General features: G+C 34.3%; 21 protein-coding genes and 2 pseudogenes. 14 read left to right on the forward strand and 9 right to left on the reverse strand.

The genetic code is table 11. The annotated features are described in order from the left end of the window. Positions 1 to 56: 56 nt before the first annotated feature. The gene (locus ACZ11_RS07320) at positions 57 to 1001 is read right to left on the reverse strand and encodes a helix-turn-helix transcriptional regulator (protein ID WP_049664931.1); all 945 of its coding nucleotides are present in this window, start codon (positions 999 to 1001) and stop codon (positions 57 to 59) included. Between the two features lie 101 nt (positions 1002 to 1102). Between ACZ11_RS07320 and ACZ11_RS07325 the strand changes: the two genes are divergently transcribed. From ACZ11_RS07325 to ACZ11_RS25695, 3 genes and pseudogenes are all read left to right on the forward strand, one after another. Beyond that, the gene (locus tag ACZ11_RS07325; protein ID WP_049664934.1) at positions 1103 to 1636 is read left to right on the forward strand and encodes a dihydrofolate reductase family protein; all 534 of its coding nucleotides are present in this window, start codon (positions 1103 to 1105) and stop codon (positions 1634 to 1636) included. A gap of 457 nt (positions 1637 to 2093) precedes the next feature. Further along, a complete protein-coding gene (locus ACZ11_RS07330; RefSeq protein WP_049664935.1) occupies positions 2094 to 2411 on the forward strand; it encodes a hypothetical protein in 318 nt (105 codons plus the stop codon). A gap of 21 nt (positions 2412 to 2432) precedes the next feature. Further along, a pseudogene (locus tag ACZ11_RS25695) lies at positions 2433 to 2540 on the forward strand (IS1595 family transposase); the annotation flags it as partial. 290 nt (positions 2541 to 2830) lie between these two features. Here ACZ11_RS25695 and ACZ11_RS07335 read toward each other — a convergent pair. Beyond that, positions 2831 to 3163 (reverse strand): annotated as a pseudogene (locus ACZ11_RS07335) (alpha/beta fold hydrolase); the annotation flags it as partial. A gap of 49 nt (positions 3164 to 3212) precedes the next feature. Between ACZ11_RS07335 and ACZ11_RS25030 the strand changes: the two are divergent. The 3 genes from ACZ11_RS25030 (at position 3213) to vanY (ending at position 6083) form a co-directional block, all read left to right on the forward strand. After that, complete coding sequence (locus ACZ11_RS25030) at positions 3213 to 3395, forward strand: GrpB family protein (protein WP_236690861.1); 183 nt, start codon at positions 3213 to 3215, stop codon at positions 3393 to 3395. 532 nt (positions 3396 to 3927) lie between these two features. Next, positions 3928 to 4605 (forward strand): D-alanyl-D-alanine carboxypeptidase family protein, encoded by a 678-nt coding sequence (locus ACZ11_RS07340; RefSeq protein WP_082172707.1) that lies wholly within the window; start codon positions 3928 to 3930, stop codon positions 4603 to 4605. 590 nt (positions 4606 to 5195) lie between these two features. Then, positions 5196 to 6083 (forward strand): VanY-A/VanY-F/VanY-M family D-Ala-D-Ala carboxypeptidase, encoded by an 888-nt coding sequence (gene vanY / locus ACZ11_RS07345; protein WP_049664937.1) that lies wholly within the window; start codon positions 5196 to 5198, stop codon positions 6081 to 6083. A gap of 498 nt (positions 6084 to 6581) precedes the next feature. On the opposite strand, the gene ACZ11_RS07350 is transcribed toward vanY, so the two are convergent. The 3 genes from ACZ11_RS07350 to ku form a co-directional block, all read right to left on the reverse strand. Continuing rightward, a complete protein-coding gene (locus tag ACZ11_RS07350; protein WP_201778503.1) occupies positions 6582 to 7604 on the reverse strand; it encodes a serine hydrolase domain-containing protein in 1023 nt (340 codons plus the stop codon). Positions 7605 to 7672: 68 nt separating this feature from the next. Then, positions 7673 to 8428 (reverse strand): class I SAM-dependent methyltransferase, encoded by a 756-nt coding sequence (locus ACZ11_RS07355; RefSeq protein ID WP_049664939.1) that lies wholly within the window; start codon positions 8426 to 8428, stop codon positions 7673 to 7675. 410 nt (positions 8429 to 8838) lie between these two features. Further along, a complete protein-coding gene (gene ku / locus ACZ11_RS07360; RefSeq protein WP_049664940.1) occupies positions 8839 to 9657 on the reverse strand; it encodes a non-homologous end joining protein Ku in 819 nt (272 codons plus the stop codon). 104 nt (positions 9658 to 9761) lie between these two features. Between ku and ACZ11_RS07365 the strand changes: the two genes are divergently transcribed. Both ACZ11_RS07365 and ACZ11_RS07370 read left to right on the forward strand, forming a co-directional pair. Then, positions 9762 to 11585 (forward strand): DNA ligase D, encoded by a 1824-nt coding sequence (locus ACZ11_RS07365; RefSeq protein WP_049664942.1) that lies wholly within the window; start codon positions 9762 to 9764, stop codon positions 11583 to 11585. A gap of 271 nt (positions 11586 to 11856) precedes the next feature. Further along, positions 11857 to 12297, forward strand: a complete 441-nt coding sequence (locus ACZ11_RS07370) for a PH domain-containing protein (RefSeq protein ID WP_049664944.1) — start codon at positions 11857 to 11859, stop codon at positions 12295 to 12297. A gap of 115 nt (positions 12298 to 12412) precedes the next feature. Here ACZ11_RS07370 and ACZ11_RS07375 read toward each other — a convergent pair whose 3' ends face one another. Next, positions 12413 to 13333: an MBL fold metallo-hydrolase gene (locus tag ACZ11_RS07375; RefSeq protein WP_049664946.1), complete on the reverse strand. Its 921-nt coding sequence runs from the start codon at positions 13331 to 13333 to the stop codon at positions 12413 to 12415. A 719-nt stretch (positions 13334 to 14052) separates the two neighbouring features. On the opposite strand from ACZ11_RS07375, the gene ACZ11_RS07380 reads away from it, so the two are divergent. After that, entirely contained in the window at positions 14053 to 14985 is a 933-nt protein-coding gene (locus ACZ11_RS07380) for a DUF1266 domain-containing protein (RefSeq protein WP_049664948.1), read from the forward strand. Between the two features lie 231 nt (positions 14986 to 15216). Beyond that, a complete protein-coding gene (locus tag ACZ11_RS07385) occupies positions 15217 to 15717 on the forward strand; it encodes an NUDIX hydrolase (protein ID WP_049664951.1) in 501 nt (166 codons plus the stop codon). A 60-nt stretch (positions 15718 to 15777) separates the two neighbouring features. Here ACZ11_RS07385 and ACZ11_RS07390 read toward each other — a convergent pair whose 3' ends face one another. Beyond that, positions 15778 to 16734, reverse strand: coding sequence for an MBL fold metallo-hydrolase (locus ACZ11_RS07390; protein ID WP_049664952.1), 957 nt, complete (start codon positions 16732 to 16734; stop codon positions 15778 to 15780). Between the two features lie 136 nt (positions 16735 to 16870). On the opposite strand from ACZ11_RS07390, the gene ACZ11_RS07395 reads away from it, so the two are divergent. Further along, the gene (locus ACZ11_RS07395) at positions 16871 to 18358 is read left to right on the forward strand and encodes a methyl-accepting chemotaxis protein (RefSeq protein WP_049664954.1); all 1488 of its coding nucleotides are present in this window, start codon (positions 16871 to 16873) and stop codon (positions 18356 to 18358) included. A gap of 218 nt (positions 18359 to 18576) precedes the next feature. Further along, positions 18577 to 19053, forward strand: a complete 477-nt coding sequence (locus ACZ11_RS07400; protein WP_049664956.1) for a VOC family protein — start codon at positions 18577 to 18579, stop codon at positions 19051 to 19053. A 73-nt stretch (positions 19054 to 19126) separates the two neighbouring features. On the opposite strand, the gene ACZ11_RS07405 is transcribed toward ACZ11_RS07400, so the two are convergent. Beyond that, positions 19127 to 20380 (reverse strand): nucleoside permease, encoded by a 1254-nt coding sequence (locus tag ACZ11_RS07405; protein WP_049664957.1) that lies wholly within the window; start codon positions 20378 to 20380, stop codon positions 19127 to 19129. 611 nt (positions 20381 to 20991) lie between these two features. On the opposite strand from ACZ11_RS07405, the gene ACZ11_RS07410 reads away from it, so the two are divergent. Both ACZ11_RS07410 and ACZ11_RS07415 read left to right on the forward strand, forming a co-directional pair. Continuing rightward, a complete protein-coding gene (locus tag ACZ11_RS07410) occupies positions 20992 to 21363 on the forward strand; it encodes a DUF5391 family protein (protein WP_049664958.1) in 372 nt (123 codons plus the stop codon). Positions 21364 to 21655: 292 nt separating this feature from the next. Beyond that, positions 21656 to 21868 (forward strand): hypothetical protein, encoded by a 213-nt coding sequence (locus ACZ11_RS07415; RefSeq protein ID WP_049664960.1) that lies wholly within the window; start codon positions 21656 to 21658, stop codon positions 21866 to 21868. 230 nt (positions 21869 to 22098) lie between these two features. Here ACZ11_RS07415 and ACZ11_RS07420 read toward each other — a convergent pair whose 3' ends face one another. Beyond that, positions 22099 to 22959: an alpha/beta fold hydrolase gene (locus tag ACZ11_RS07420; protein WP_049664962.1), complete on the reverse strand. Its 861-nt coding sequence runs from the start codon at positions 22957 to 22959 to the stop codon at positions 22099 to 22101. Between the last annotated feature and the right edge of the window lie 289 nt (positions 22960 to 23248).

Genomic DNA, 23248 nt, shown 5'->3' on the forward strand with positions numbered 1-23248 from the left:
TCCATAAAGTAGTAACGATGAATGTTACGCCAATCTTACAAAATCGTCATATTCCATTAATCATTTTCTTGATACATAAATAGGATGTCTTTTGCCTGCTGTCTTAAAATATTGATTAATTCTTTTGGTTCTACAATTTGAGCATGTACACCAAGTCGATAAAAGAGGGAGCTAATAAAATTAAGCTCACCTTTGTCTATAATAGAATCTATAAAACCTGTGCCATCTTCTTCTATGATAACTAAATCTTCAAGGCTTGGCTCGCTTTTGCATTGTCGTACACCTTCCCTTGATAATAGTACATGTAAACGAATGGGTTGTTTAATCTCGTAGGTGTTGCCAAACCACTCCTCCAAATTTAAAAATTCCTCTTTGTTTTCTTTGCTTTCTACGATAGAAAGAATACGATCTACACGAAACAATAGTACTTTTTGTTTAGTGAAATCAAAGGCGGGCATATACCATAATCCATCATGAGCATAAACACCGATAGGGTGAATACATTTCGTTGTTGTACCTGATTTGGATTCATATTGAATATGTAGATTTTTATTTTCAATGGCTGCCTCTAAAACAGCTTTCAATAAAGGTGTTTCAATCGCTCGTTTCGGATTCCAAAACGCGATGTAGGATTGAAGTTTATCCACTTTACGCTTCGCTTCCTCTTGAAGTGAGCTATAAAGCTTATGAGAAGCGGATTTAATTTCCGTATTAAAAGGTAAATCGCGGTAATAGTGCAGTGATTGAAACGCAAAAAAAATCGAAACTACCTCATCTTCTGTAAATAAAATAGGGGGAAGAAGTCTGCTCGTAAGAACAGTATAGCCACCGTTTCGTCCTTGTTCAGCGTAAATAGGCAAGCCCATATCACATAAATCTAAAATATATCGATGAACCGTGCGAATCGATATATTGAATTCATCAGCAACTTCCTGTGCAGTAAATTTCTTTTTTGCACTAACAAAAAGAAGGATATCTAATAATCGTTTTGCTTTTGACATTTTCTCACCTTTTTCATTTAATCATGCCAGTAGTTGTCATGTTTTATGATTAGTATAAATATTGTTCATGAGTTTTACAAAAGAGAAAAGGAGATGACGTGATGTCACGAGAAATCATTTTATACATTGCGACTAGTTTGGATGGATTTATTGCCAAAGAAAATGATGATTTACAATGGCTAGAAGAAGCAGAGGGCGAAGGGGATGCTGGCTATTCTGACATGTACCAATCCATCGATACCATTATTATGGGCAAGAGAACGTATGATTACGTTGTAGACCATATTGAATCTTTTCCCTATTCCGATAAGAAATGTTATGTATTCACAACTTCACAAAGCGGTGAAAACGAACATGTTGAATTTGTGAATGAAGATGTAGTAGCGTTTACGAAAAAATTAAGGGAGCAGGAAGGGTCGAAAATTTGGATGGTTGGCGGAGCGGGAATTCTCGATGCCTTCATGAAGGAACAATTAATAGATGAATTAATTATTACAGTTACACCACATCTTTTAGGCTCTGGAATCCCAATGTTTAAAGGTAATAATCCTTATCAAGATTTGAAGTTAGTAAATACGCAACGCTATGGGCAAATGGTGCAAATGCATTATAAGGTGAAGAAAGAGGCTAAATGATTTATATAAGGGGATAGGAATAGAGAATAATTAGTCTATTATAGTTAAATATACACTAATCCCATAAGGGCCTAATAAGTAAAGCCTATATCTTAAATTACAAAGTAATAAAAGATATAGGTTCTTTTTTTATTAAGGTTGTGTTCTCAAAGATTGTTGCTATTCAGCTAACGAAGCAGGTTAGTTGAACGAGGAAAAAATTACATATATGAAATAAGGCAATACATTGTTAAGATTTGATAGGTAAAACATTCTATTGGGAAATTTTCAGAACAAAGGGATACTGTTTAAATATTTATATTTAGGAAAAATAAAAATGAAGCGATATATTAAAAAATATACACACGTTTTTTTATGATATTGTTTCCGAATTTTAAATGCGAATTTATTATTTAAGTTGCCCTATACACACTTGACTTCGTGCATTATTATTTTTTTAAAAAAAGAGGTGAATTAAATGACTATAGTCGCATCGTTTGGAGAATTATTTATACCAATTTTTTATCTTTATCAAATTATCTTTTATTTCTTTTTCAGAAAAAAAGAACCTAAAGAATCTTCTTTAAAGTATTATAAATTCACCTGTGTGACCAATTTCTTGATTTTTTGCGCGACTATTCCAGTAGGGCTTTTTATCGGTATTATGGCAACAGATAGCGGGGAACACCAGATGATTTCATTCATTTTAGGGTTTTTATTCATCACTGGTTTACCATTACTATTCTTTACTTGGTCACTAAGAGATTATCTGATTTTACAAAGAAGCAATAAATAGATACATAGACTGATGAAAAATGCATTCAACAACCAGAGAAATGAAGTCACAATGAAAGACTTGATTATTAAAGGAAATCTAATACAAAATACAGAAACATATCATACACTTAGATTATCTAAGTTCACAAAATTTGTTTTTTATTCAGCTAACGGGGGCTTGCTGCATCCATGCGTTCTCCTGTTCTTACGTTAAATCGGGGGGCATCGGAACCCGGTTAAAATACCTTGTTGCAAAAACATTTTTTGAAGTAGTTATGCCTGTTATCAGACCCAAAAATATCCGGAAGAACTGGATCGGCTACTGTCGTGGCCGTTGCCTGCTGCATATTTAAATCATAAATTAGCCCTCATCTATTTAAGGTGGGGGCCATTTGACGCTTACGAATTAATTGGCGACGGTGTTGTTATTTCGAGTCGTTATGCAAAAGAAGATAATAATTGGTTGAATCTATCGCGCTCCTCTAAAAAAGCGCAATGGCCGCTGTATTGGAACGGAACTAGCATCGAATTTTTGATCAGCTTATTTGTTTCCTCAGCTTGAGTAAACGGAACGACTTTATCATAAATTCCGTGAATAATTAATGTGGGTACATCGATCTGACCGAGATCGTTGTAAACATTTTCATCTCTAAGTGTGACCATAATGGCAGAAGTCGCCCAATTCGCCGCTTTTAATCCCATTAAAACGAACCAATCGGATTTCGGTTCGGAAATATACTGAAAGAAAAAATTCCTCGTTTGGTCTTGCAGGTTTAGACTAAAGGAAATCTTAGCTGACAAGGTTATATCTATTGAACACATAGGAAATAGATTTGTTGAAAGTTTAGGTGCTAAACCCATTTTAAATATTGCTATCGGAGTAAATGATTTAGAGGTAGTTAGCGATTTTATTGAGCCTTTAAAACAAATAGGATATGAATTTATTTCATTAAATCTTAAGAAATACGCTAAGTTTTTATTAATAATTATTCTATATAATTAGTACTATCTTGATGAAAGGGAGATAAAACACGAAAAAACCATTGCTAAGAACATTGTTTTTTTACAGATAACGGAAATTAATTAGCCAGTGGTGATATTTCAACCCTAAAGCTTCTAAAAAACAGTTTTTAAGCGCACTCAAAAAACCTTGCATTTTTTGTGCGAAAAAATGGACGTAAATGGAAGTTGATTAAAGTGTTTGAAAGAAAGTGAATGGTTAAATTTACTCTCTCCTCTCGGTTGGTATGTACAGCTGATTCGTGCGTAGTAGCGAATGCACGAGGCGTACAAGTATTAAATTGGATAACACAAATAAGCAAGTAAGCACCTGTTAGCTATCAATTTTGAATGGTTAAAATGTGAGTTTCCTTTTGGTCCCTCGTGTATACCAGGGTCAAACAGGTAAAACATAAAAAAAGAGTAAGGGAGCCAAAAGGCGATCCATCAGAGCCCGAGTTATCCGGATTAACTGGAAATTCTATCGGAAAGAGCTCTTACTATTAATATATTAATATAAGAAGAGGTATATAAATATGATAAAAAAAATAGTCACAATTGCACTACTCATGATGATTCTAATTGTTTCTGGCTGTTCCGGAAATGAACAAAACAAACAACAAATACAACAGGAATTCCTCACTGTCGATGATCCTGAAAGTATCACTGTTCTTGTCAACAAAAAATATGCTTTTCCGGAAGGCTATGAACCGAAAGATCTCGTATATCCAAATGTTCCATTTATATTTAATGAAAAAATAGAAAAAAGAATGATGAGAGAAGAAGCAGCGGAGTATCTTGAAAATATGTTCAATGCGGCAAATAAGCAGAATATTCATCTAGCAGGTGTTTCAGCCTATCGTTCTTCTCAAACTCAAACAACCCTATTTAATAATTATGTTGAAAGAGATGGAATCGAAAAAGCAAAAACATATAGTGCTGTTCCTGGAACAAGCGAACATCAATCAGGATTAGCAATTGACGTTAGTGGATCTGATGGATCTTGTGCAGCAGATGACTGTTTTGCTAATACAGAAGAGGCAGCATGGCTAGAAGATAACGCCCATAAATATGGATATATCATTCGCTTTCCAAAAGACAAAGAAAAAATTACTGGCTATCAATATGAACCATGGCATATTCGTTATGTTGGTGTAAATTTAGCCACTGAGTTATATAATAATGGGTTAACATTAGAAGAATATTTTGAGTAGCACCTGTGAGCAGAAAGAGAAAATAACAATGAGTATCATAATAAAGTAAAAATTCCTCCAATGTTATGTGTGGGAGAAATTAATATAGTGGGCTCCTATTGAAGAATGGGGGCTCTTTTTTGAAGTTTAAAAATTGAATTGGTTTATTAAGTAACTGCCTATACCAATTATCCTCCAGGATGTGTATCTCAGTGTGAGATACAGTTAAGGCTTGTGATGAGAAGTAAATAGAATTTGAACAGAAGTTGGATAAAAAAATAAAAAATAGTTGAGTAAAAGAGATTCAGCAATAGGTGCTTTAATTAAAAATCATTGAGTTGTATATGCAGCTCTTTTTTTCTTATTGCTATTATGATTATTTAAAAAAGACAAAATATCGAAATCATACAGTGCATATTGAAATTAATGGCAAATAGATTTTTTAGTGGATTTAAGGGTTTTATTTCAACAAGAGGTAAGAAAAAAATAGTTAAGATTGCTTCATATTTTAAGTAAGTAACTTAAGACAAACTTAAGATTTATCCTACTTTTTTCTTAACTAGTTTTAATTATAATCTTTTAAGTAAAGAAGAATAAGGGAGAAGTTAAGAATGAAAAAGTTGGGCTTTTTATTAATTTTTGCAATTTGTTTGGGTGTAACAGCCTTTAAAATAGTACCATTCTTTCAAGGTGAAAAAGGTGTAATAGTAAATGCCTATAATGAGAATGGTGTTGTGGAGGGTAAGTTGTCTTCTGGAAATATAAAAAAAGTAGAAATTCCAGTAGAACAAATTTATCAAGGAAATTTACTTTTGGTCAACAGTAAGCACCCAGTTCACAATGAAAGTATAAAATCAGATGTCATCAATATAAATGCTCGCAAAGAATTGGTAAAAGGATATAGAGTGTTTAATAGCGAAACATATTTATCAGAAGATATAGCAAGTAAATTTTCGGATATGGTTCTTGATGCCGAAGAAGATGGAGTTTCTAGTTTCTTAATAACGAGTGGTTTTCGAGGATTTGATGAGCAAAATAAGCTTTATAAAGAAATGGGTTCCATTCGTGCCTTGCCAGCAGGTTACAGCGAACACAATTTAGGTTTATCGCTTGATGTGGGAAGTACCCAAGGGAAGATGGAAGTAGCACCTGAGGGAGAGTGGATTGCAGAGAACGCTTGGAAGTACGGGTTTACTCTACGTTATCCAGAGGATAAAACGGACATAACAGGAATTATGAATGAACCATGGCATATCCGCTATGTCGGTTTACCACATAGTGCGATTATGAAAGAAAAGAATTTTGTATTAGAGGAATATTTAGACTATCTAAAAGAACAAAAACATATTTCGGCTACTGTAAATGGTCAAAAATATGAGGTCTTTTATTATCCTGTTACTGAAAATACTACTATTAATGTGCCAGCCAATCTTCGTTATGAGGTATCGGGCAATAATACGGATGGTGTGATTGTGACAGTATTTCCTGATAACGTGTAGAAACTCAAGGAAGGTGAGGGTGCGTGTGCGGAATTAACTGAACGAAATTGATGGACGGTATTTTTGGTACAAGCACTATTTGCATTGTATATATAGCTTTATTCAAAATCATTCTGCTCATGTTTAACTCGATTAATTTCAGAGGAATTTAGGAAACCCCAATTTTATCTTGAATCGGTTGTTAAAATCATATCCAGCTATGATTTATTTGCTAAATTAAATAAAGACATATTGCTTGTTGATATAGAGTGTGAACAATCACACTTAAACTATCAGGGGCATTACTTCAAGATCATGGAGTTGCTTAGGCAGCTCTTTCTTCTTTATTGAAAAAATGGCACATTTTAGTTGAATGAGGAAATAATTACATATTTAAAATAAGGCAATACATTGTTAACCAAACATATTATTTATATATAATATGTTTGGTCTATTTATATTTACATACGTTTGAAGGTTGTCACCCTAATATAAAATAGCAGGCTTCTTTTTCTGTTCTTAATAAAGCGAATGATAGATTTCACCCATGATTCCCTTCATTTGATGCATACCTGTATCAGTATTGGTCATCATAACAATTCCTTGTTCGAGGTGCGGATGGGCTACGAGCATACATTGAAACCCAACACCCCAGCCAAGTGAGGAGAATTCGAGCTTTTCGTCCGTGCCATCTAGAAATACGCCAAGGCCCGTCCATTCTTTACATCCTTGTGAGCGGAACAAATCATTTATTTGTTTTGTCGTAATGCCAATTTTACTTTGTCCTTTGACAGTATTCATAATATCCAGTAATAATTTTGCTAAATCTCCTGGGTTAGTCCATATACCGCAAGCTGCAAGATAAGGGTAAATAGAATATTTCACTGGAATTATCGCTCCATTCTGGTCATGGCCACATGTGAAATTATCCAAACTCGATGTTGAAAGGGAGGTTGAAAATGTACTGTTTGTCATACTTAGTGGTTTAAAAATAAAATCATCTATGAGATGAGAAAAAGGTTTTTGCGTTATATCTTCTATTAATAATTGAATAAGACAAAAGCCTGCATCAGAATAGTGAAATTCACTTTCAGGCTCATAAGTCACTTCGATTGAAGTATGGCAATAGGGAGTTTTACCATTCAATATATCAACTATGGATGGCATTTCCTTGAATGATTCTACGGGCATAAAACTGCCTTCAGGATCCACAATTCCAGATTGATGACATAGTAAGTTTCGTAATGTAACCTTTTTATGCTTTGTAAATGGATTGTCAGGAACCCTCCATGAAACTAGTTTTTTATTAATATTTTCATCTAAGTCTACGATCCCTTGTTCTACCAATTTCATCACTAAAACGCTTGTTAGAAACTTACTGATCGAGCAAGCGTTGAAAATGGAGTCTTCATTAATTTTTTTATCAGTACCTGCTTCTAGAACTCCGAAATGATCCGTTTTACTGATTTTTCCGTTTTCGATAGCTACAAGACTTAGGCCAGCTATCCGGTAATGCTCCATGCGTTCACGAATATTTATCATCTTTTTTAGCTCCTAATTTTTTCTTAATTATAACAGAATAGCAGAACGCATGTTTGTATTTTGTAGTTTTACTTTATTAACCGTGCATGTATAATCATAGCTGGACTATCTTTTGTAAAGTCACTTTTGTTCCATGAGCCATTTATGTGTAACAATTCGAACCCATTTTGTTCTAATAGCCTTTTCATTTCCATTGGATATGTATAGCGAAGTCGAATTGAATCTTCGAAAGTAGCGTGTTCTAGCTTATTTATAGAACGGCAAGTTAAGATTTGTGAGATAGGGTCATATTCTTCACGATGCTGAATAGTTAGTTTTTCACCATTGCTATTGATTGAATTTTCTTCGTATTCATCCACGATAGACAGTTCGCTTAGTAGAGCATTTCTCGTATCAAATACAAATTCTCCTCCTGGCTGTAAGTGCTTTTTAACTGATTGGAATAAAGCATTTTGACTCTCATTACTTAAAAAATGCTGAAATGCATTACTTGTCATATAGATGAAATTTGATGAAACAGGTAATTGTAGCTGCGTGCAATCTTGCACGGAAAAATGCACGTGTACATTCTGTTTTTTCGCTTTTTCAATTGCCAATTGCAGCATCCCTTCATGGATATCGACTGCATAAACATTGAAGCCTTTCTTGGCTAGTGGAATAGCTAACCGACCAGTGCCACAGGCTAATTCAATTATCGTATCGTTATTCGTGCTAAGAAGATTTTCAATAAAATATAAATCTACGTTATAATTTTTATGAATTACATCATATTCAATGGGGTTTTCATATTTCTCTAAATTTCCACTAAACTCATTTTTATACATACCTCTAACTCCTTCACCTTTATCTTTATTTAAGAGATATTGTATAATAAATCCAATATTCTCACAAATTAGATCGTCATAACAAATATAGGGTTGATTTCCGTTGCGGCTAGGGTGCTTTGGTGCTGTCGCTTCGCTTTCGCACAGTTAAAACATTGTTGCTGTCGCTTTCGCACAGAGCAAAGCTTCCTGAGGGCGATCGATGAGCAGCTTGGGCCAAAAGGATGTTGATCACGGATGTGTTATCACACAACGTGATGCCATGGCATAATTGATATGGAATCGTCATATTGAGGAGATTGGCAAACAAACCATATGGAAAGTATTATTACAAGCTATTGATAGTAATAGGCAGATTCTTTTAAAAAAGCATATCCAAAAACAATGGATACGCTTCTTACGTGTACATTTTAAGCATTTTTCTTCGTTCTCGTAGCTCGTTTTCTTGTTGCTGGCTTTTTCGTTTTCTCTAATGAGGCTTGAAGTGCTGTCATTAAGTCCGTTACATTATCAGGTACTGGACGTTTATCACTAGTCGATATTGTATTCGTAGCTTTTTTCTCTTCTATAAGCTCCATTAAAGCATTGCGAAAATCATCTGTATATTTTTCTGGATTAAATTCTGTTGTTAATTGATCGACAAGCATCAGTGCGGTTTCTAGCTCTTTTGGAACAATGTTTGGTTCGCTTGGAACATTTGGAACATCACCAACACTTCTTACTTCATCAGGGTAATGAATCGTTTCCATTACTAAAGCGTTTTGATAAACGCGTACAATTGCTAGTTGCTCTTTTGAACGGATAATAATTTTAGCAACGCCTATTTTTCCGGATTGCTCTAATGTTTGACGTAATAGGGAGTAAGCCTTCCCGCCAGTCGAATCAGGGGATAAAAAATAAGTGCGTTCAAAATAAATAGGATCGATTTCGGTTAATTTCACAAAATCAATGATTTCAACGGCCTTATCTTCATTTTCCTTCCGTAAGTTCTCTAACTCTTCTTGATCTAATACGACAAACTTATTTTTGGCATATTCATATGCTTTAACAATATCCTCATCTTTTACTTCTTGGTTACAGCCTTCACAAACCTTTTTATAGCTGATAGGTGTATGACATTCTTTATGGAGCTGTCGCAATTTAATGTCTTTATTTTCTGTAGCGGCATGTAGTTTTACCGGTATATTGACAAGACCAAATGAGATACTGCCTTTCCAAACTGTATGCATTTGTATCACCTCGTTTTTCTTACTATGATATATTTTGCTTATTTTTATGTATCTTAAAGTGAAATCGTCAAAAACTGAAGGTAAAAAGCAAAGTAGGTATTCAGATGAAACCAATGCTATTAACAGAAGTGCTCGAAACGCCAATTGGTGAGGAGTGGATGTACGAAACAAAATATGATGGATTTAGATGTATGTTAGTTTGGGACGAACAGCCAATGTTAATAAGCAGAAATGGCAATAACTTAAATCACTTGTTTCCAGAGATACTCGATTTTTGTAAAAGTATATTTAATAAAATTAAAAAGTATTTACCATTAACATTTGATGGTGAGTTAGTTAATTTAACGAATAACTTCAATAGTGATTTTTCTCAAGTCCAAAAAAGAGGGCGGATGCAAAATAAAGAAGTTATTGCTTCTCATGCAAAAGCCTTTCCTTGTCATTTTATTGCGTTTGATTTACTGAGCTATAAAGGGGAGTCCCTGGCAAATAAATATTTAAAAACACGCAAACAGCAACTTTCTAAGCTTTTTACAACTTTAAAGCTCCCGGCAACTGTCAATTATGAGGATCAATGTCCTTTGCAAGTAATTAGCTGTGTGGAGCATAGTGAACCTCTTTGGCAGGCTATTAAGATTTACAATGGAGAGGGAATGGTTGCAAAGAAGAAAACAAGTAAATGGATAGGAGATACACGCTCGAACCATTGGTTAAAAATAAAGAATTGGAGATATGTAACGGTCATAGTGACTAAATATGATCATGGCAATGGTTATTTTCATGGCAGTATTTATCAACGATGGGAGCTAGTTGAAGTAGCTATTTTTAAACATGGAATGTCGGAGGAAGAGCGGAAAACACTCATTGCTTTTTTTCAATCAAATGGACAGAGGAATAATGAAACATGGGAGCTGGAACCATCCATTTGTCTTGATATAGCCTGTATTGATTTCGATGGAAGCAAGTGTCGAGAACCGCGTTTTCATGCATTCCGACTGGAGATGTTGCCAGAGGACTGTCATTGGCAGCATATGCAACGACAACTTTATCCTATCCCAGATTCGGTTGAGATTACGCATCCTGATAAGCCTGTTTGGCCTGAAATCGGTATTTCGAAGGATGGTTATTTGCATTATTTGCAAATGATTTCTCCGTATATATTACCCTTTCTTCGTAATCGCCCACTTACATTAATTCGTTTTCCACATGGGGTACCTGGTGAAAGCTTTTATCAAAAAAGTAGTCCCGAGAAAATACCCGAGTTTGTTTCTACTGGATGGATGGACGATATTCATTATCTTGTATGTAACAATCTTGAAGCATTATTATGGCTAGGCAATCAGCTTGCACTAGAGCTGCACATACCATTTCAAACGTTGCAAACAGAGTGTCCGACTGAGATTGTCTTCGATTTAGATCCTCCTTCCGTTGAGCAATTTTCACTTGCTGTTACTGGAGCCCTTGATTTAAAGGGGATTATCGATTATTTTAAGCTACAATCTTTTGTTAAAACGTCGGGAGGTAAGGGAATACAGCTATATATACCGTTGCCTGAAAATGCCTTTACTTATGAAGAGGTGCGAGTATTTACTGAATTTGTCTGTCGTTTTTTATGTGAGCAAAAACCGAAATTGTATACAATCGAGCGTTTAAAGAAGAATAGACATCAAAAATTATATTTAGATTATGTGCAGCATGCAGAAGGCAAAACGATTATTGCTCCATTTTCAACTCGTGGCAACGAAAAGGGCTTAGTGGCAACACCATTACATTGGGAGGAGGTAAATGAGCATTTAACACCAGACTTCTTTACTATTCCCGCTGTACTTGAGAGAATGAAAAAAGTGAGCAATCCATTTAAAAATTTCCGTCAAGTAGGGGAGAGCCAGGATTTTCAATCTGCTTTAGAGCGTTTAAAAGAGCAGTGATGTGCCAGAAATTAAAATAGTAGCGGTTAGAAGTAAAACTTCGATAAAAGGCAATAAGCATTGGCTTCAATGTCGATGCTTATTATATTGCTGTAAAAATATCAAATTATATACCTTCGTTTTTCTGAGGTGTACAACATATGCATGTTTACTTCCTGTACTCTGAATCAAAAATTAATGTTAAATTACTTATAAAGATCTCCTTATTATTTTTGTTCGTTTAATTGGTGATTTTTTAGCGAAGATTAATAAGAAAGGTGGGATAACGCTTATGGTTTATCATGCAAAAACAGATATTATTTTAACAATAATTATGTTTTTAATGGTTTGGATATTTGGGGCTATATCACTGCTTCCGTTCACATCTTTATCAACTGTTATTATTATGTCAATGGCCTTTATTGTTTCAGTAGTTTTTGTATGGTGGTACGCAAATTCTATTAAGTTTGTTTTCTGTGATAATTATCTTTTAGTTAAAGGTGGGCCATTCAAAAGTAAGATTCCGTATCAAAGTATAACAAGGGTTTCTCCAACGACAGATAAGTATACGGGTTATCTAATTTCATCATCTGATAAGGGTCTGGAAATATTTTATAGCACAGTAGCTAATGGTAGTATCAAAATTTTACCAAAAGATAAAATGCAGTTCATTTTAGAGTTAAAAAAACGATGTCCTAATGCACAAATTCCGCAAAATCAACAATTCGAGTAATTGGTTAAATTTATTTTAACAGTAATCCCTTATTATAGGGAATGAGCAGGATTTTCAATTTGTCTTGAATCATATAAATCATTAAAATAGAGGGCACAATTACTACGCCCTCTCTTTAATTGGTTAATAATGCTCTTAGTCGTTCTATATTTTGTTGGTAAATCTCAGGTGAACTCCAATCTTTATAGATTTCTGGAATTTCGATATCCTCATTTTGGTTGCTCTTTTCTACAATGGAAGTTAATTCAGATATATAATTGATTATTTTTGAGATATCTTCTTTTGTACCTGTTGGACCGTGTCCTGGTACGGCCACGTCGATATCTAGTCTTTCAACTTTTTTTAAAATATTGCTCCATTTCACAGGATCAGACTCTTCAAAAAATGTTGGGTGACAATTCACAAATAATAAATCACCCATAAATATTACTTTTTCATCAGGAATATAAAGCATTGCATCACAATAGGAATGGCCTCCTCCTAACGTGAAGAGCTTTGCACTGCGTTTCGTTCCTTGTAAGGTTATTTCATTGTTAAACGTTTGGTTCGGTAATACTAATTCCAAAGTTGGTAATGATTCTTTTAATTCATTTAGAGAATTTATTTGGTATTGTATTGTGGGATCGTTAGTTTGATGTAGCTGTTCTTTTAAGGATTGAATATAGTCAATTAAACCTTGAATATCATTTTTTTGTTTACTGAATCTTGAGGGGTGAACGTCTCTAATTTTTGAGTATGTAATTTCGCTTGAAATAATAATGGTATCTTTAAATGTTTGATTGCCTCGAATATGGTCACCATGCCAATGACTGTTAACAACCCATGTAACAGTTTGATTTGTTATTTTTTCAGCAATGAACCTTAAGTCTTCAGATGCTTGTTGAGTGTTAAATGTATCAAAAACGATAACTTTATCACCTAAATCCACAAAACCTGCATTTGCTACAGCTCCGCCACCTTCTTTAGCGATTGCTGCATAAATACCTTTACCAATTTGTTCTAGCTTAAAGTGTTTACTACAAAATGCATTGTTCAATTAACTCACCTCTTTTATATTTTATTTCCTTTATTTTCTATATTCTATAATGATTAAAACAATACCTCTAGATATAAACAAAGCAGTTCTGTTTTTTAAATAAAAAGGTTTAAATGTACCTATGTGGATTTGAAATAAAGTCACGATGTTTGTAAGAAAGACCGATGCTTTATCTCTTCAATCAAAGAATTCAAAATGGTTTTGTTTTATTATTCTGTATAATAAGGATTTGTGAGCTGTTTTTAATTAAAGTTTATTCCAAAGCAACAATTAAATAACTCCTGTATTTAGGCATGGAATCTTCTTTTAAATGAAAATAAACCATTAATCTGAAAAATATAGTATTAGACTCAGAAAATATAGCTGTAGACTGGGCAAATAAAGTACTAGACTGGCGATAGTGTTAAACTATACCAGCTAAAAGCTTGTCAACATTTCCGACAATACAATTAGAAACCATATGAATTACTTGATGAGAATGAGATCGAGAGGACGATTTTGAAAAGTTTCGCCAGTTTGTTGACGCATGATATCGAAGAGTTTAACAAAACCAACAAACGTGTGGTACGTTTCATAAACATCGGATTCACAGAACGCTGGGATATCTGATGCCTGTTCAGTATCACCAAGAAGCCCTTAAAAAGCCTGTCTGAAATTTACTGTTGACATCCTAATATGTATAATAAAGTAAAGTTAGGTATTTAAAAGGAGATGACGAATTGGTAACCAGTGTAGTCAGCAAAGAGATATTTAAATTAGAGCGTAGAAGATTTTTTAAGAAACCTATCATTTTTATCGCCTACAATGACGGTTTCTACTTTCAAAATCCAAGAGGTCGCGAAAAAGTAAACTTCGATAATATAATTAATATTTTCATTGCAGAGCCTTACAGATTATCCGAAAAAAGCTTTGTCATATTATATAAAAGTGCCGATGGAGAAGAATGGAGATTAGATTTAACGAAATCTTTATTAGGCAGGGGTGTAGAAAAGCTTGAAAAATTGTTTGAACAAGAATGGAGGCCACTATTAAGCAATAAAGAAACAAGTGAGACAATTAAATGGTTTAATGCGGCGTATGCTATTTTTGCTGTAGCATCTTGGAGGGATTTAGGAATATTTGGTGGATTGGTTCCTACTGAAGAGACTAAAGAAGAACAATTATCTATTATCTCAGCAGACTGGGGAATTGATTCCAAAAAAGAGGCAGATGAAGTTATGGAATTATTATTTTCCGGCAAGACGAATGTACAGTACATAGAAGAATTAAAAAAATCCAAAGAAGTGGCAGACCCATTTAGATATGAATTGTGTCATGTAATAAAAGAAAAAATGGGCGATAAAGGGGTTTTTGCTTGGGATTTAGTTAGACTTATACATGTAGCTGTCATATGCTATATTGCAGATATCTATACGAAAGAAGAAGCATTGGATCTATGTTTACAAGCTGCAGAAGTACTGCAAAGTGTTTATTCGAGTTTTGATGAAATGGGGCAAAGCTACTTGCTTGGATATAGTTTTTGGTCTAAAGAGGACTTGAATGGAAAAACGAATAATGCAAGAGAACGCAAAGATATTCATGAAATGTTATTAAAATTAGAAAACGGCCCTTATAGCTTAGACTTTCATCTTCCATTGAAAAAAGACTGGTAATCTTGATAACAACAAAAATTGGCTATCCAGAAGTCAGTAAAAATGGTGTTCTGGGTAGCCCCTATTTTTAGAATGTAAAAAATAAGCACAATGGACAGCTTGCTCTAGTTTTGAATTATTAAAACTCGTGGTAAGCGAACCAAAAATAAACGCAAATGTAGTCCAGTGCTATATCGAGAAAAGATGGCTATATAGAGTGAATAGTTAACAGTTGAAAGGGAGGAGATTCAGATGGATAAAGAAAAGCATGACATCACATTCCCAACAAAAGATGGTGTGTTCAATATGAGGGCGGGCGCAATAATTCTCCACGAAGATAAAGTGCTGATGGTTAAAAATAATCGTGACCCTTACTACTATTCAGTTGGAGGAAGAGTGAAATTACAGGAAACCTTGGAAGACGCCATCATTCGCGAATGCTTTGAAGAAACCAAAGTGCATTTTGAAGTAGATCGTTTAGTATTTATTCATGAAAACTTTTTTCCTGTTCAAAGTGGTCCATTTGGAGAAACGCAATTTCATGAAATATCATTTTTTTATTTAATGAAATCAAATGAAGTTGAAGTTAAGTGCGAAAGTTACACCAGTGATGGTATTGAAGAAAGGTTAGAATGGTTATCTATTTCGAATCTTCAGGATATCATTCTATTCCCAGAATTCTTTAAATCAGAACTAACTTGCTTGCCTGCTGAAATCAAACATATCGTATCAGTTGAAGAAAAAAGAATATAAAAGAAAACAGAGAGGATTTCTCCTCTCTAGTTAAGTCTAAAGTATATCACTGCTGATGCTTTAATTTTTGGAATTCATTTTCTCTAAGTAATCCAGAATTCCCATTGCCGAAACAACAGTATCGAATGGGATTGTTTGATAAACCGGATGATTCTCAGCGATGCCATTTTCCTGTAAATAGTTGTACAAAAGTGCCTTTAAGCGACCATCTAAAAATTGTACTTGTTCTTTAAAATCACTAGATACCGTTAACGCCTTTTTTCCTTCAGCTAAAAATAGCGGTGTCCAGTAGCGCACTTGTTTGTAAGCTTCGGCTGGATTTTTATATGCACCGAAATGACCGAAATACAATTCTGTAGCATTTAACTTTTCATAAAGCTGGATAGATTGCTCCATTGTATCTGGGTCATACTGATTCGGTGAAGTAGAGGGAATGATTAAATCAATTGATTCGCCATCCATTTCTGGATAACGCACACCAGTTGTATCTCCAACAAACAATCCATTCGTTGCAGAATAAAGCATGGATACATGATGCTTTGCATGACCTTCAGTATGATAAAACGTTAGCTGATGTTGACCTAAAGATAGCACTTCCCCATGTCCGATTTCTATAATGCGCTCTACATCGATAGGTAAAATCGGATCAAATAGACGATCGAACTCCGCCCCGTAAACACTCTTTGCACTTGCAATTAGACGACTAGGATCCACCATATGAGATACACCTCGTGGATGTACAACGAAGGTAGCATTTGGACAGCTTTGTAAAAACAAACCTGCACCCCCAGCGTGATCTAAATGGATATGCGTAACAATTACATATTGAATATCCTCTAGAGAAATATGTAATTCATCTAAGCCTTCTACTATATACGGCATAGAAGGACTGGCAGAAGTCTCGATTAATGTAATTTTTTCATCGATAAGCAAATAAGAGCTTGTACGCTGTTCCCGATTTAAATCATGTGTATCAATACAATAAAAATTTGGCGCAAGTTGTTGGACTCTCCCCATGTAAATATCCCCCTTTTATTCTGTTGAGTGTAAATTATTCTCTAATATGCAATTTTTATCTACAAAAAGCAGTAGTTATACTTTATAATAATAGAAAAATATACTGAATGTCCATTCATTTTTTTGGGGGATACTTATGGAGAAAAAGATTCGCTACGACACAAGAAAAGTTCATCGTGTTAATTTAACTATCATTTCAATTTTGGCAGTGCTAATTTGTGGACCGTTGATACTTTCGAAGGGCACTATGTTCTTATTCGTTGGACTTGCCGTAATTGCATTAGCGGTTTGTAATTATTTTTTACCTATTAATACATACGTTAAAGGCTTTATTTTTGGAATGATTCCTTCGAGTGTTGTCTTTACGTTATTTTTAGTCGATAGCTTTTCAATAACTAAACATTATATTTTACTTTGTTCGGTAGCCATTATCGCTCTTTATTTTAAGAAAGAATTACTAGTATTTTTTGGCGTGCTAACAAACATCAGCTTCCTGATTCTTTATATTGCTAAGTCTGAATCATTATTAGGGCCGTCAAATAATATGATCGTTTTCATTACGCTTCTTGCGATCATGAATGGTGTTATTATTGCATTTTATTTAATCGCAAAATGGGGCAATGAACTAATCGAGCATGCTGCGATTCAGCAAAATGAAGTGAAAGCGTCATTAAATCAGCTAGAGAATACGTTTCAGGAAATTGAAAAAAGTAGTCAAGCCTTGGATGAGCACGTTACACAATTCCAACAAACTATGCAGAGTATAACTGGAACGAGTAAACAAATTCTTTTAGCTACTGAGGATATTTCCGCAAGTATTCAGCAGGAGTCATCTAGTCTACAAATGATTCATGGCACGATGAAGGAATCAGTGCATTTTGTTACCGAAACATTCGCTATTTCAAAGGATACTGTTTCTAAATCCACTGATCTTCAGCAGGAGATTTTAGTTGGTTGGGAGAAAATGCAGGATGCGATGGTGCAAATGGGCGTGATGAATCAAGCGATGAGTTCTACAGCCGAAACGGTGAATGAGCTACAGACTAGCTTGAAAACTGTAGATAGCTTATTAAAGGGCATACAGCATATTGCAGAACAGACGAATCTACTGGCTCTTAATGCTGCAATAGAAGCGGCAAGAGCAGGGGAACATGGTAAAGGATTCGCCATCGTTGCAGATGAAGTGCGGAAATTAGCAGAAGAAAGTGCGGCGATTACGGTAAGTATTTCGAATGTAACGAGAACATTGTTCGAAAAATCAACAGAAGCTCATCAACGCTCTGATGAAGGTGAAAAAGCGTTGCAACAGGGGGAAATGCTTTTACAAGACGTGAGCACCTTCTTCAATGTCATAAAAGATTCATTTGCGATGGCCAATGTAGATTTAACTAGAGGGATGAATGAGTTAAGTAGCGCCATTTCTCAGTTTGAAACTATCCAAGTACAGATTGAAAAACTAAATGACATGACTGAACAAAATGCAACTTCTACAGGAGAGATTGTACACTCAGTGGAGGACGAAAATAATATGTTAGAAATGATGACGAACACAACTAGTCGTATTCAGGAATTAAGCAATACATTAAAATCACTTGTTATGAAAAAGGAAAGACAATCTTTTTAAAATAGTGTTTTGAAGAAAATATTAAAAACCTACTGATATTGTATTTGATAGGCTTATAATAGTGGATTTTTATAAAGAATTTGGGAGTGCTGTTTTTTATTGTGAAAGCCTACAAACAATATGAAAATGATTAATATTTCAGACGAAAGATTGATGTGAATGGGTTGTGCTTTTAATATACTATTTCATAAATAATGATGAAATAGGAGAATATTGACATGATAAAAGGTTTATATGAAGCACATTTACCAGTAAGTAATTTAGAAAACTCGATTGTATTTTACAAAAAATTAGGGTTAGAACTCGCCTATCAAAAAGGAAAAGTTGCTTTCTTTTGGATCGTTAAAGGAGAAAGCTGGTTAGGATTATGGGAAAGTGATAGTGTTCATGTAAACTACCATCCATCTATCCGACATTTGGCATTTAAAATTGAAGAAGAAGATCTTGAGCATGTAAAAGAGTGGTTGTCTTCAATTGGCATTGAGGTTCGAACAGAATTCGGCCTTACTTCTGAACAACAACCTTTAGTACTATCAAATTATCCTCATGCACATGCTGCAATATACTTTTCAGACCCAGATGGTAATTCGTTGGAATTAATGTCACCATTGAGACTAGATGATGTTGAGAGTTTTAATGAGATGTCTCTTGAAGAGTGGAGAAAACGTTATTCCTTCTTGCCTAATAATTCATAAGTAAATATTTATAATACAGTAAAAGAGCCTTCACCAAAACGGTAAGGCTCTTTCTTAATTTCCTTATAAATCACTATTTCGTTGTTACATCTTTCATTGCATTACTGTCATGCTTATATTTAAAAGTTATTGCAAAAATGAATGCCAAAACGAGCGTATACGCCCCGAAAACCAACCAAATATATTGCCAATTCCTGACTCCGTCAACTGTAAAATAATCAACTACTTTTCCGCTAATTATAGCCCCCGCATAGGCGCCGACTCCATTGACCATTGTACTGAATAATCCTTGAGCACTGGCACGAATTCGGTGATCGACTTCTTTTTCTACAAAAATGGCCCCCGAAATATTGAAGAAATCAAAGGCACAACCGTAAACAATCATTGATAACAACAATAGTAAAAATCCTCCGCCAATCGGACTTCCATATCCAAAGAAAACAAAACGTAATGTCCATCCTACCATACTAATTAGTATTACTTTTTTAATGCCATATTTACGTAAAAAAAATGGAATGGTCAGAATAAAGAATACCTCTGAAATTTGTGACACTGATAATAAAATTGCTGGATATTTTACCGCAAAGCTATTTTTATAATCAGGATTCAACGCGAAGTCGTGTAAAAACGGATCTCCAAATGTATTGGTAATTTGAAGTGCAACACCCAATAGCATTGAAAAAATTAAAAACAAAGCCATTTTTTTATCTTTAAACATAACAAATGCATCAAGTCCCAAAAGACTTACTAACGACTTGTCCTTTATTGCCTTAGAAGTAGGGCAGGCAGGAAGAGTAATTGTGTAAAGTGCAAGTAACAACGAAGAGCCGCTAGCTATGAATAGCTGAATATTACTTAATTCAATTTTGGCAAGACTAATAATCCACATCGCTAGAATAAAACCAATTGTCCCATAGACACGAATAGGTGGGAAATCCTTTACAACATCAAATCCGTTGTCTTCTAGGTAAAAATAAGAAATTGTATTCGATAAAGCAAGTGTTGGCATATAAACGATTGAGTTAAATAACATTATCCAAAACATCATTGAAGGATCTGAAATTTCAGCAGCACTAAATAGGATAATTGCACCGAGGAAATGTAATATTCCATATAACACATTTGCTTTTACCCAACGGTCCGCAATAATGCCAATCAGACTTGGCATAATAATGGCTGCAAGACCGTTAGAACTATAAACTATTCCAACTTGTGCGCCAGTAAAATTCAATGTATTGATCATATAAGAACCAAATGTAACAAGCCAAGATCCCCAAATAAAAAACTGAAGAAAAATCATAATTTTAAGCCGTAATTTTATATTCATTTTTTCCTCCTAGAGAAGGTGATGAGTTATTTTTACTTTTTTGAGTAAAAATAAATTAACAAGGATGCTATCCTATAATGTCTGTTTTAATGAGTTCATTATGCATTAATCGTTCTATAAAATTTTTTTAATAAGAACCATAATCGCTGCATTGGACTCAGAAATATTGACATAACTAAAGCATTTGCTCCTAATGTCAGATTCATACGAAATTTAATTGGATTATCGTCATGGTGAAATTTGGGTTTTGGCTACATAGAAATGGTTATTAGCATTTTTGAAATAAACTACCCTTATAAGAATAGATTTTTCAACATCATACATAGTTCATATCAATATAGAACATTAGCATTGATAACACTGAATTCTTACTATTAAAATGTGCGGTTTTACTTTAAGTTTTTTCATTGAATGCAACAAATTAAAATTAATAAATTTGTAAGGAATGGGTAAGAAAAAAGTGAAAATCGTTTTGTACTATTTTAAATAGAGGCTGTTTTCGTAAACTTTGTTGTTTTGGTTAAATAGTATTATTCAACAATCGGGCCAGATTGTTGAGGTGCTATATGTAAAGTGAACTTACCAAAAATTATTCTTATGGAGGTTGTAGAATGAGAAATGGTGTTATCTTAATGACCATAATTTCGGGGCTACTTTTCTGTTTTATAATGATTGCAGCTTCGCTAACTCCCTTTCCGGATCCTGGTGAATTCAATTCTTTAGGTATGTGGCTGAATATTATAATGTTTCTTGTCTTTTATATTCTGTCTTTAATTTTGTATTGGGTAGGAGTTAAAGGAATGAAATATGTTATGGCAGTTTTTTGCGGAGTAGGGTTACTTATATCACTTTCAATAATTGTACTGGCATTTGTATTGGGAACGATTACTTATAATGTTTCTGATTTTCTATATGTGATCGTTCTTTGCGTTATGTCACTAATTGCCAATATCGTTTGGTATATTGTTGCATTTAAAAAGTAGCAGATTTATAACGTTCTGTTTTATAAGGATGCAATGTATTAAACAATCGGGCGCGATTGTTGTATAGCCCAACTTTTCTTTATAGCAACAATCTTTGAGAAAACAGCCTAAATAGAAAACGAAAAGGGAAATTTTTGTTGGTATAAAAGTATATGGATCGGGGGAGGTAACTCCGCAGGAATATCAGGAGCAAAGTACGGGGGAGAAAGTGTTTTATGCAACGCCAGTGCAAAGTGCCCTGCGTACATATTTTAGTGAAGTAAACTTAGAATCTGAATAAGGGAGAGTTAACATGCAATTAGCAAGTATTTTTTCTATAACATCAAGTGCACCATTTTTTATAATTCTATCAATAGTATCAATTGCGATTGGATTATGCCTTATTATTTTTGGTCTTGTAAAGCAAAAAAATAATAAAAAGAGTACGCTAGCGACTTGTTGTATTGTTTTTGGGTTATTAGTTATTATTACACATACAATTCAAATCATTGCAGGAGCAATTTAAAATGCTATAACAAAAAACTCAAGTCACAAATTTTCATGATAATGTAGTTTTTACAACGTTAAGGAAATTATAAAATCAAAAAGCCCAATTTCTCAGTAGTATAATTGAGAAATTGAGCTTTTTTGTTACTACAGAAAGTAGTCAATTTTAGTAGATCAAGAATGATTAAATAGCTATGCTTCCTGAACATTTGCACCCGTCACTAAAAAGTCTAGTTCACTTTGCGAATCTTAAAATAAGAAATTAATGATCGAATCGTTTACATTTTTAGCATCCTCGATAAATAAGCAATGACTTGTATTTGACAACATCATGGTTTCTATATGTGGAATGCTGGCTTTTGATTGCATTAGAGCACGTCTTGGATTGTAGATGACCTCTTTTTCGCCCATCAATAATAAGGTTGGTACTTGAATGGTTTGCAGTTTCTCTTTAGGAATCACTTTAGGGATGACGGGCTTTACCTTCCACTTGTAATGCAATATCCCGTAAATGAATTGATCAAAGACTTCGTTATCGATGGTATTCCCTTTTGCGATGAACCAATGACAGAAAAATCGCCGGATGAATCCTTTGTTCCTTATGGCGTTTATAAAAGCAAGGCGAAGGAAAAACTGTTTATGTAGCGGAACAAATGACGCAGCAGGGGCTAAGAGGACCATTTTGTTTATCCTGCTTTGAATGTATGTTGCTATATTCAATGTTATATATCCGCCTGCCGAATGTCCTATAATGTCTGTTTTTTCAATGCCAAGATGATCCAGAATCTCAGCCATCCATTTCCCCATGTCCTCTGGATTGCTGATGGAACGAAGAGGTTCACTTTTGTTTATATCCCCGATTGCATCAACTGCATAAACTCGTCGAATCTTGCTCAACGCTTCAATGTTTGCATACCAAATGGTTGATCCCATTCCTGCCCCATGCAGCATGATAACTGGTGGAAGTTCCTTTTCTCCAGATGCTATGACATGCGTATTTCCGTATGTTGTCGGTATATTCAATATTTCATATGAAACATTCCAACGTTTTAAATTATTGCTATAGGCTTGGTGAAAAAGTTGCTCGCCTCCTGGTGTTTTGTATGCCATCTTATCCTCTCCGTCATATAAAAGTATTGGAACACTCTAGTAAAGAATATGTGTCTAGACAGCAGAGAATTTTGAGCATGTTCCTGAACCCTTGAAAACATCTACTACTTCTACACCTAAAAAAGAAAGTAATAAAGTAGGGATAGCCCCTCTATATTCCTATTTTAGGAAATAGAACAAGGATTGTATATAAAAATAATTAGGAATGGATAGTCACTTTATAAACTATATAGCTAGTTGGCGATATCAAGTGGTATGTGACGATGCTATAGCTCTGATTAGTGGTTTG

This window comes from Lysinibacillus xylanilyticus, assembly GCF_001183605.1.
In the GTDB taxonomy this organism is placed as follows: Bacteria; Bacillota; Bacilli; order Bacillales_A; family Planococcaceae; genus Lysinibacillus; species Lysinibacillus xylanilyticus.

Coding starts and splice junctions, on each gene's coding strand:
- ACZ11_RS07370 (WP_049664944.1), top strand. CDS start 11,857: ATGGTTTATCATGCAAAAACAGATATTATTTTAACAATAATTATGTTT.
- ACZ11_RS07390 (WP_049664952.1), bottom strand. CDS start 16,734: ATGGGGAGAGTCCAACAACTTGCGCCAAATTTTTATTGTATTGATACA.
- ACZ11_RS07340 (WP_082172707.1), top strand. CDS start 3,928: ATGATAAAAAAAATAGTCACAATTGCACTACTCATGATGATTCTAATT.
- ACZ11_RS07320 (WP_049664931.1), bottom strand. CDS start 1,001: ATGTCAAAAGCAAAACGATTATTAGATATCCTTCTTTTTGTTAGTGCA.
- ACZ11_RS07400 (WP_049664956.1), top strand. CDS start 18,577: ATGATAAAAGGTTTATATGAAGCACATTTACCAGTAAGTAATTTAGAA.
- ku (WP_049664940.1), bottom strand. CDS start 9,657: ATGCATACAGTTTGGAAAGGCAGTATCTCATTTGGTCTTGTCAATATA.
- ACZ11_RS07350 (WP_201778503.1), bottom strand. CDS start 7,604: ATGATAAATATTCGTGAACGCATGGAGCATTACCGGATAGCTGGCCTA.
- ACZ11_RS07355 (WP_049664939.1), bottom strand. CDS start 8,428: ATGTATAAAAATGAGTTTAGTGGAAATTTAGAGAAATATGAAAACCCC.
- ACZ11_RS07325 (WP_049664934.1), top strand. CDS start 1,103: ATGTCACGAGAAATCATTTTATACATTGCGACTAGTTTGGATGGATTT.
- ACZ11_RS07365 (WP_049664942.1), top strand. CDS start 9,762: ATGAAACCAATGCTATTAACAGAAGTGCTCGAAACGCCAATTGGTGAG.
- ACZ11_RS07420 (WP_049664962.1), bottom strand. CDS start 22,959: ATGGCATACAAAACACCAGGAGGCGAGCAACTTTTTCACCAAGCCTAT.
- ACZ11_RS07330 (WP_049664935.1), top strand. CDS start 2,094: ATGACTATAGTCGCATCGTTTGGAGAATTATTTATACCAATTTTTTAT.
- ACZ11_RS07410 (WP_049664958.1), top strand. CDS start 20,992: ATGAGAAATGGTGTTATCTTAATGACCATAATTTCGGGGCTACTTTTC.
- ACZ11_RS07395 (WP_049664954.1), top strand. CDS start 16,871: ATGGAGAAAAAGATTCGCTACGACACAAGAAAAGTTCATCGTGTTAAT.
- vanY (WP_049664937.1), top strand. CDS start 5,196: ATGAAAAAGTTGGGCTTTTTATTAATTTTTGCAATTTGTTTGGGTGTA.
- ACZ11_RS07415 (WP_049664960.1), top strand. CDS start 21,656: ATGCAATTAGCAAGTATTTTTTCTATAACATCAAGTGCACCATTTTTT.
- ACZ11_RS07385 (WP_049664951.1), top strand. CDS start 15,217: ATGGATAAAGAAAAGCATGACATCACATTCCCAACAAAAGATGGTGTG.
- ACZ11_RS07405 (WP_049664957.1), bottom strand. CDS start 20,380: ATGAATATAAAATTACGGCTTAAAATTATGATTTTTCTTCAGTTTTTT.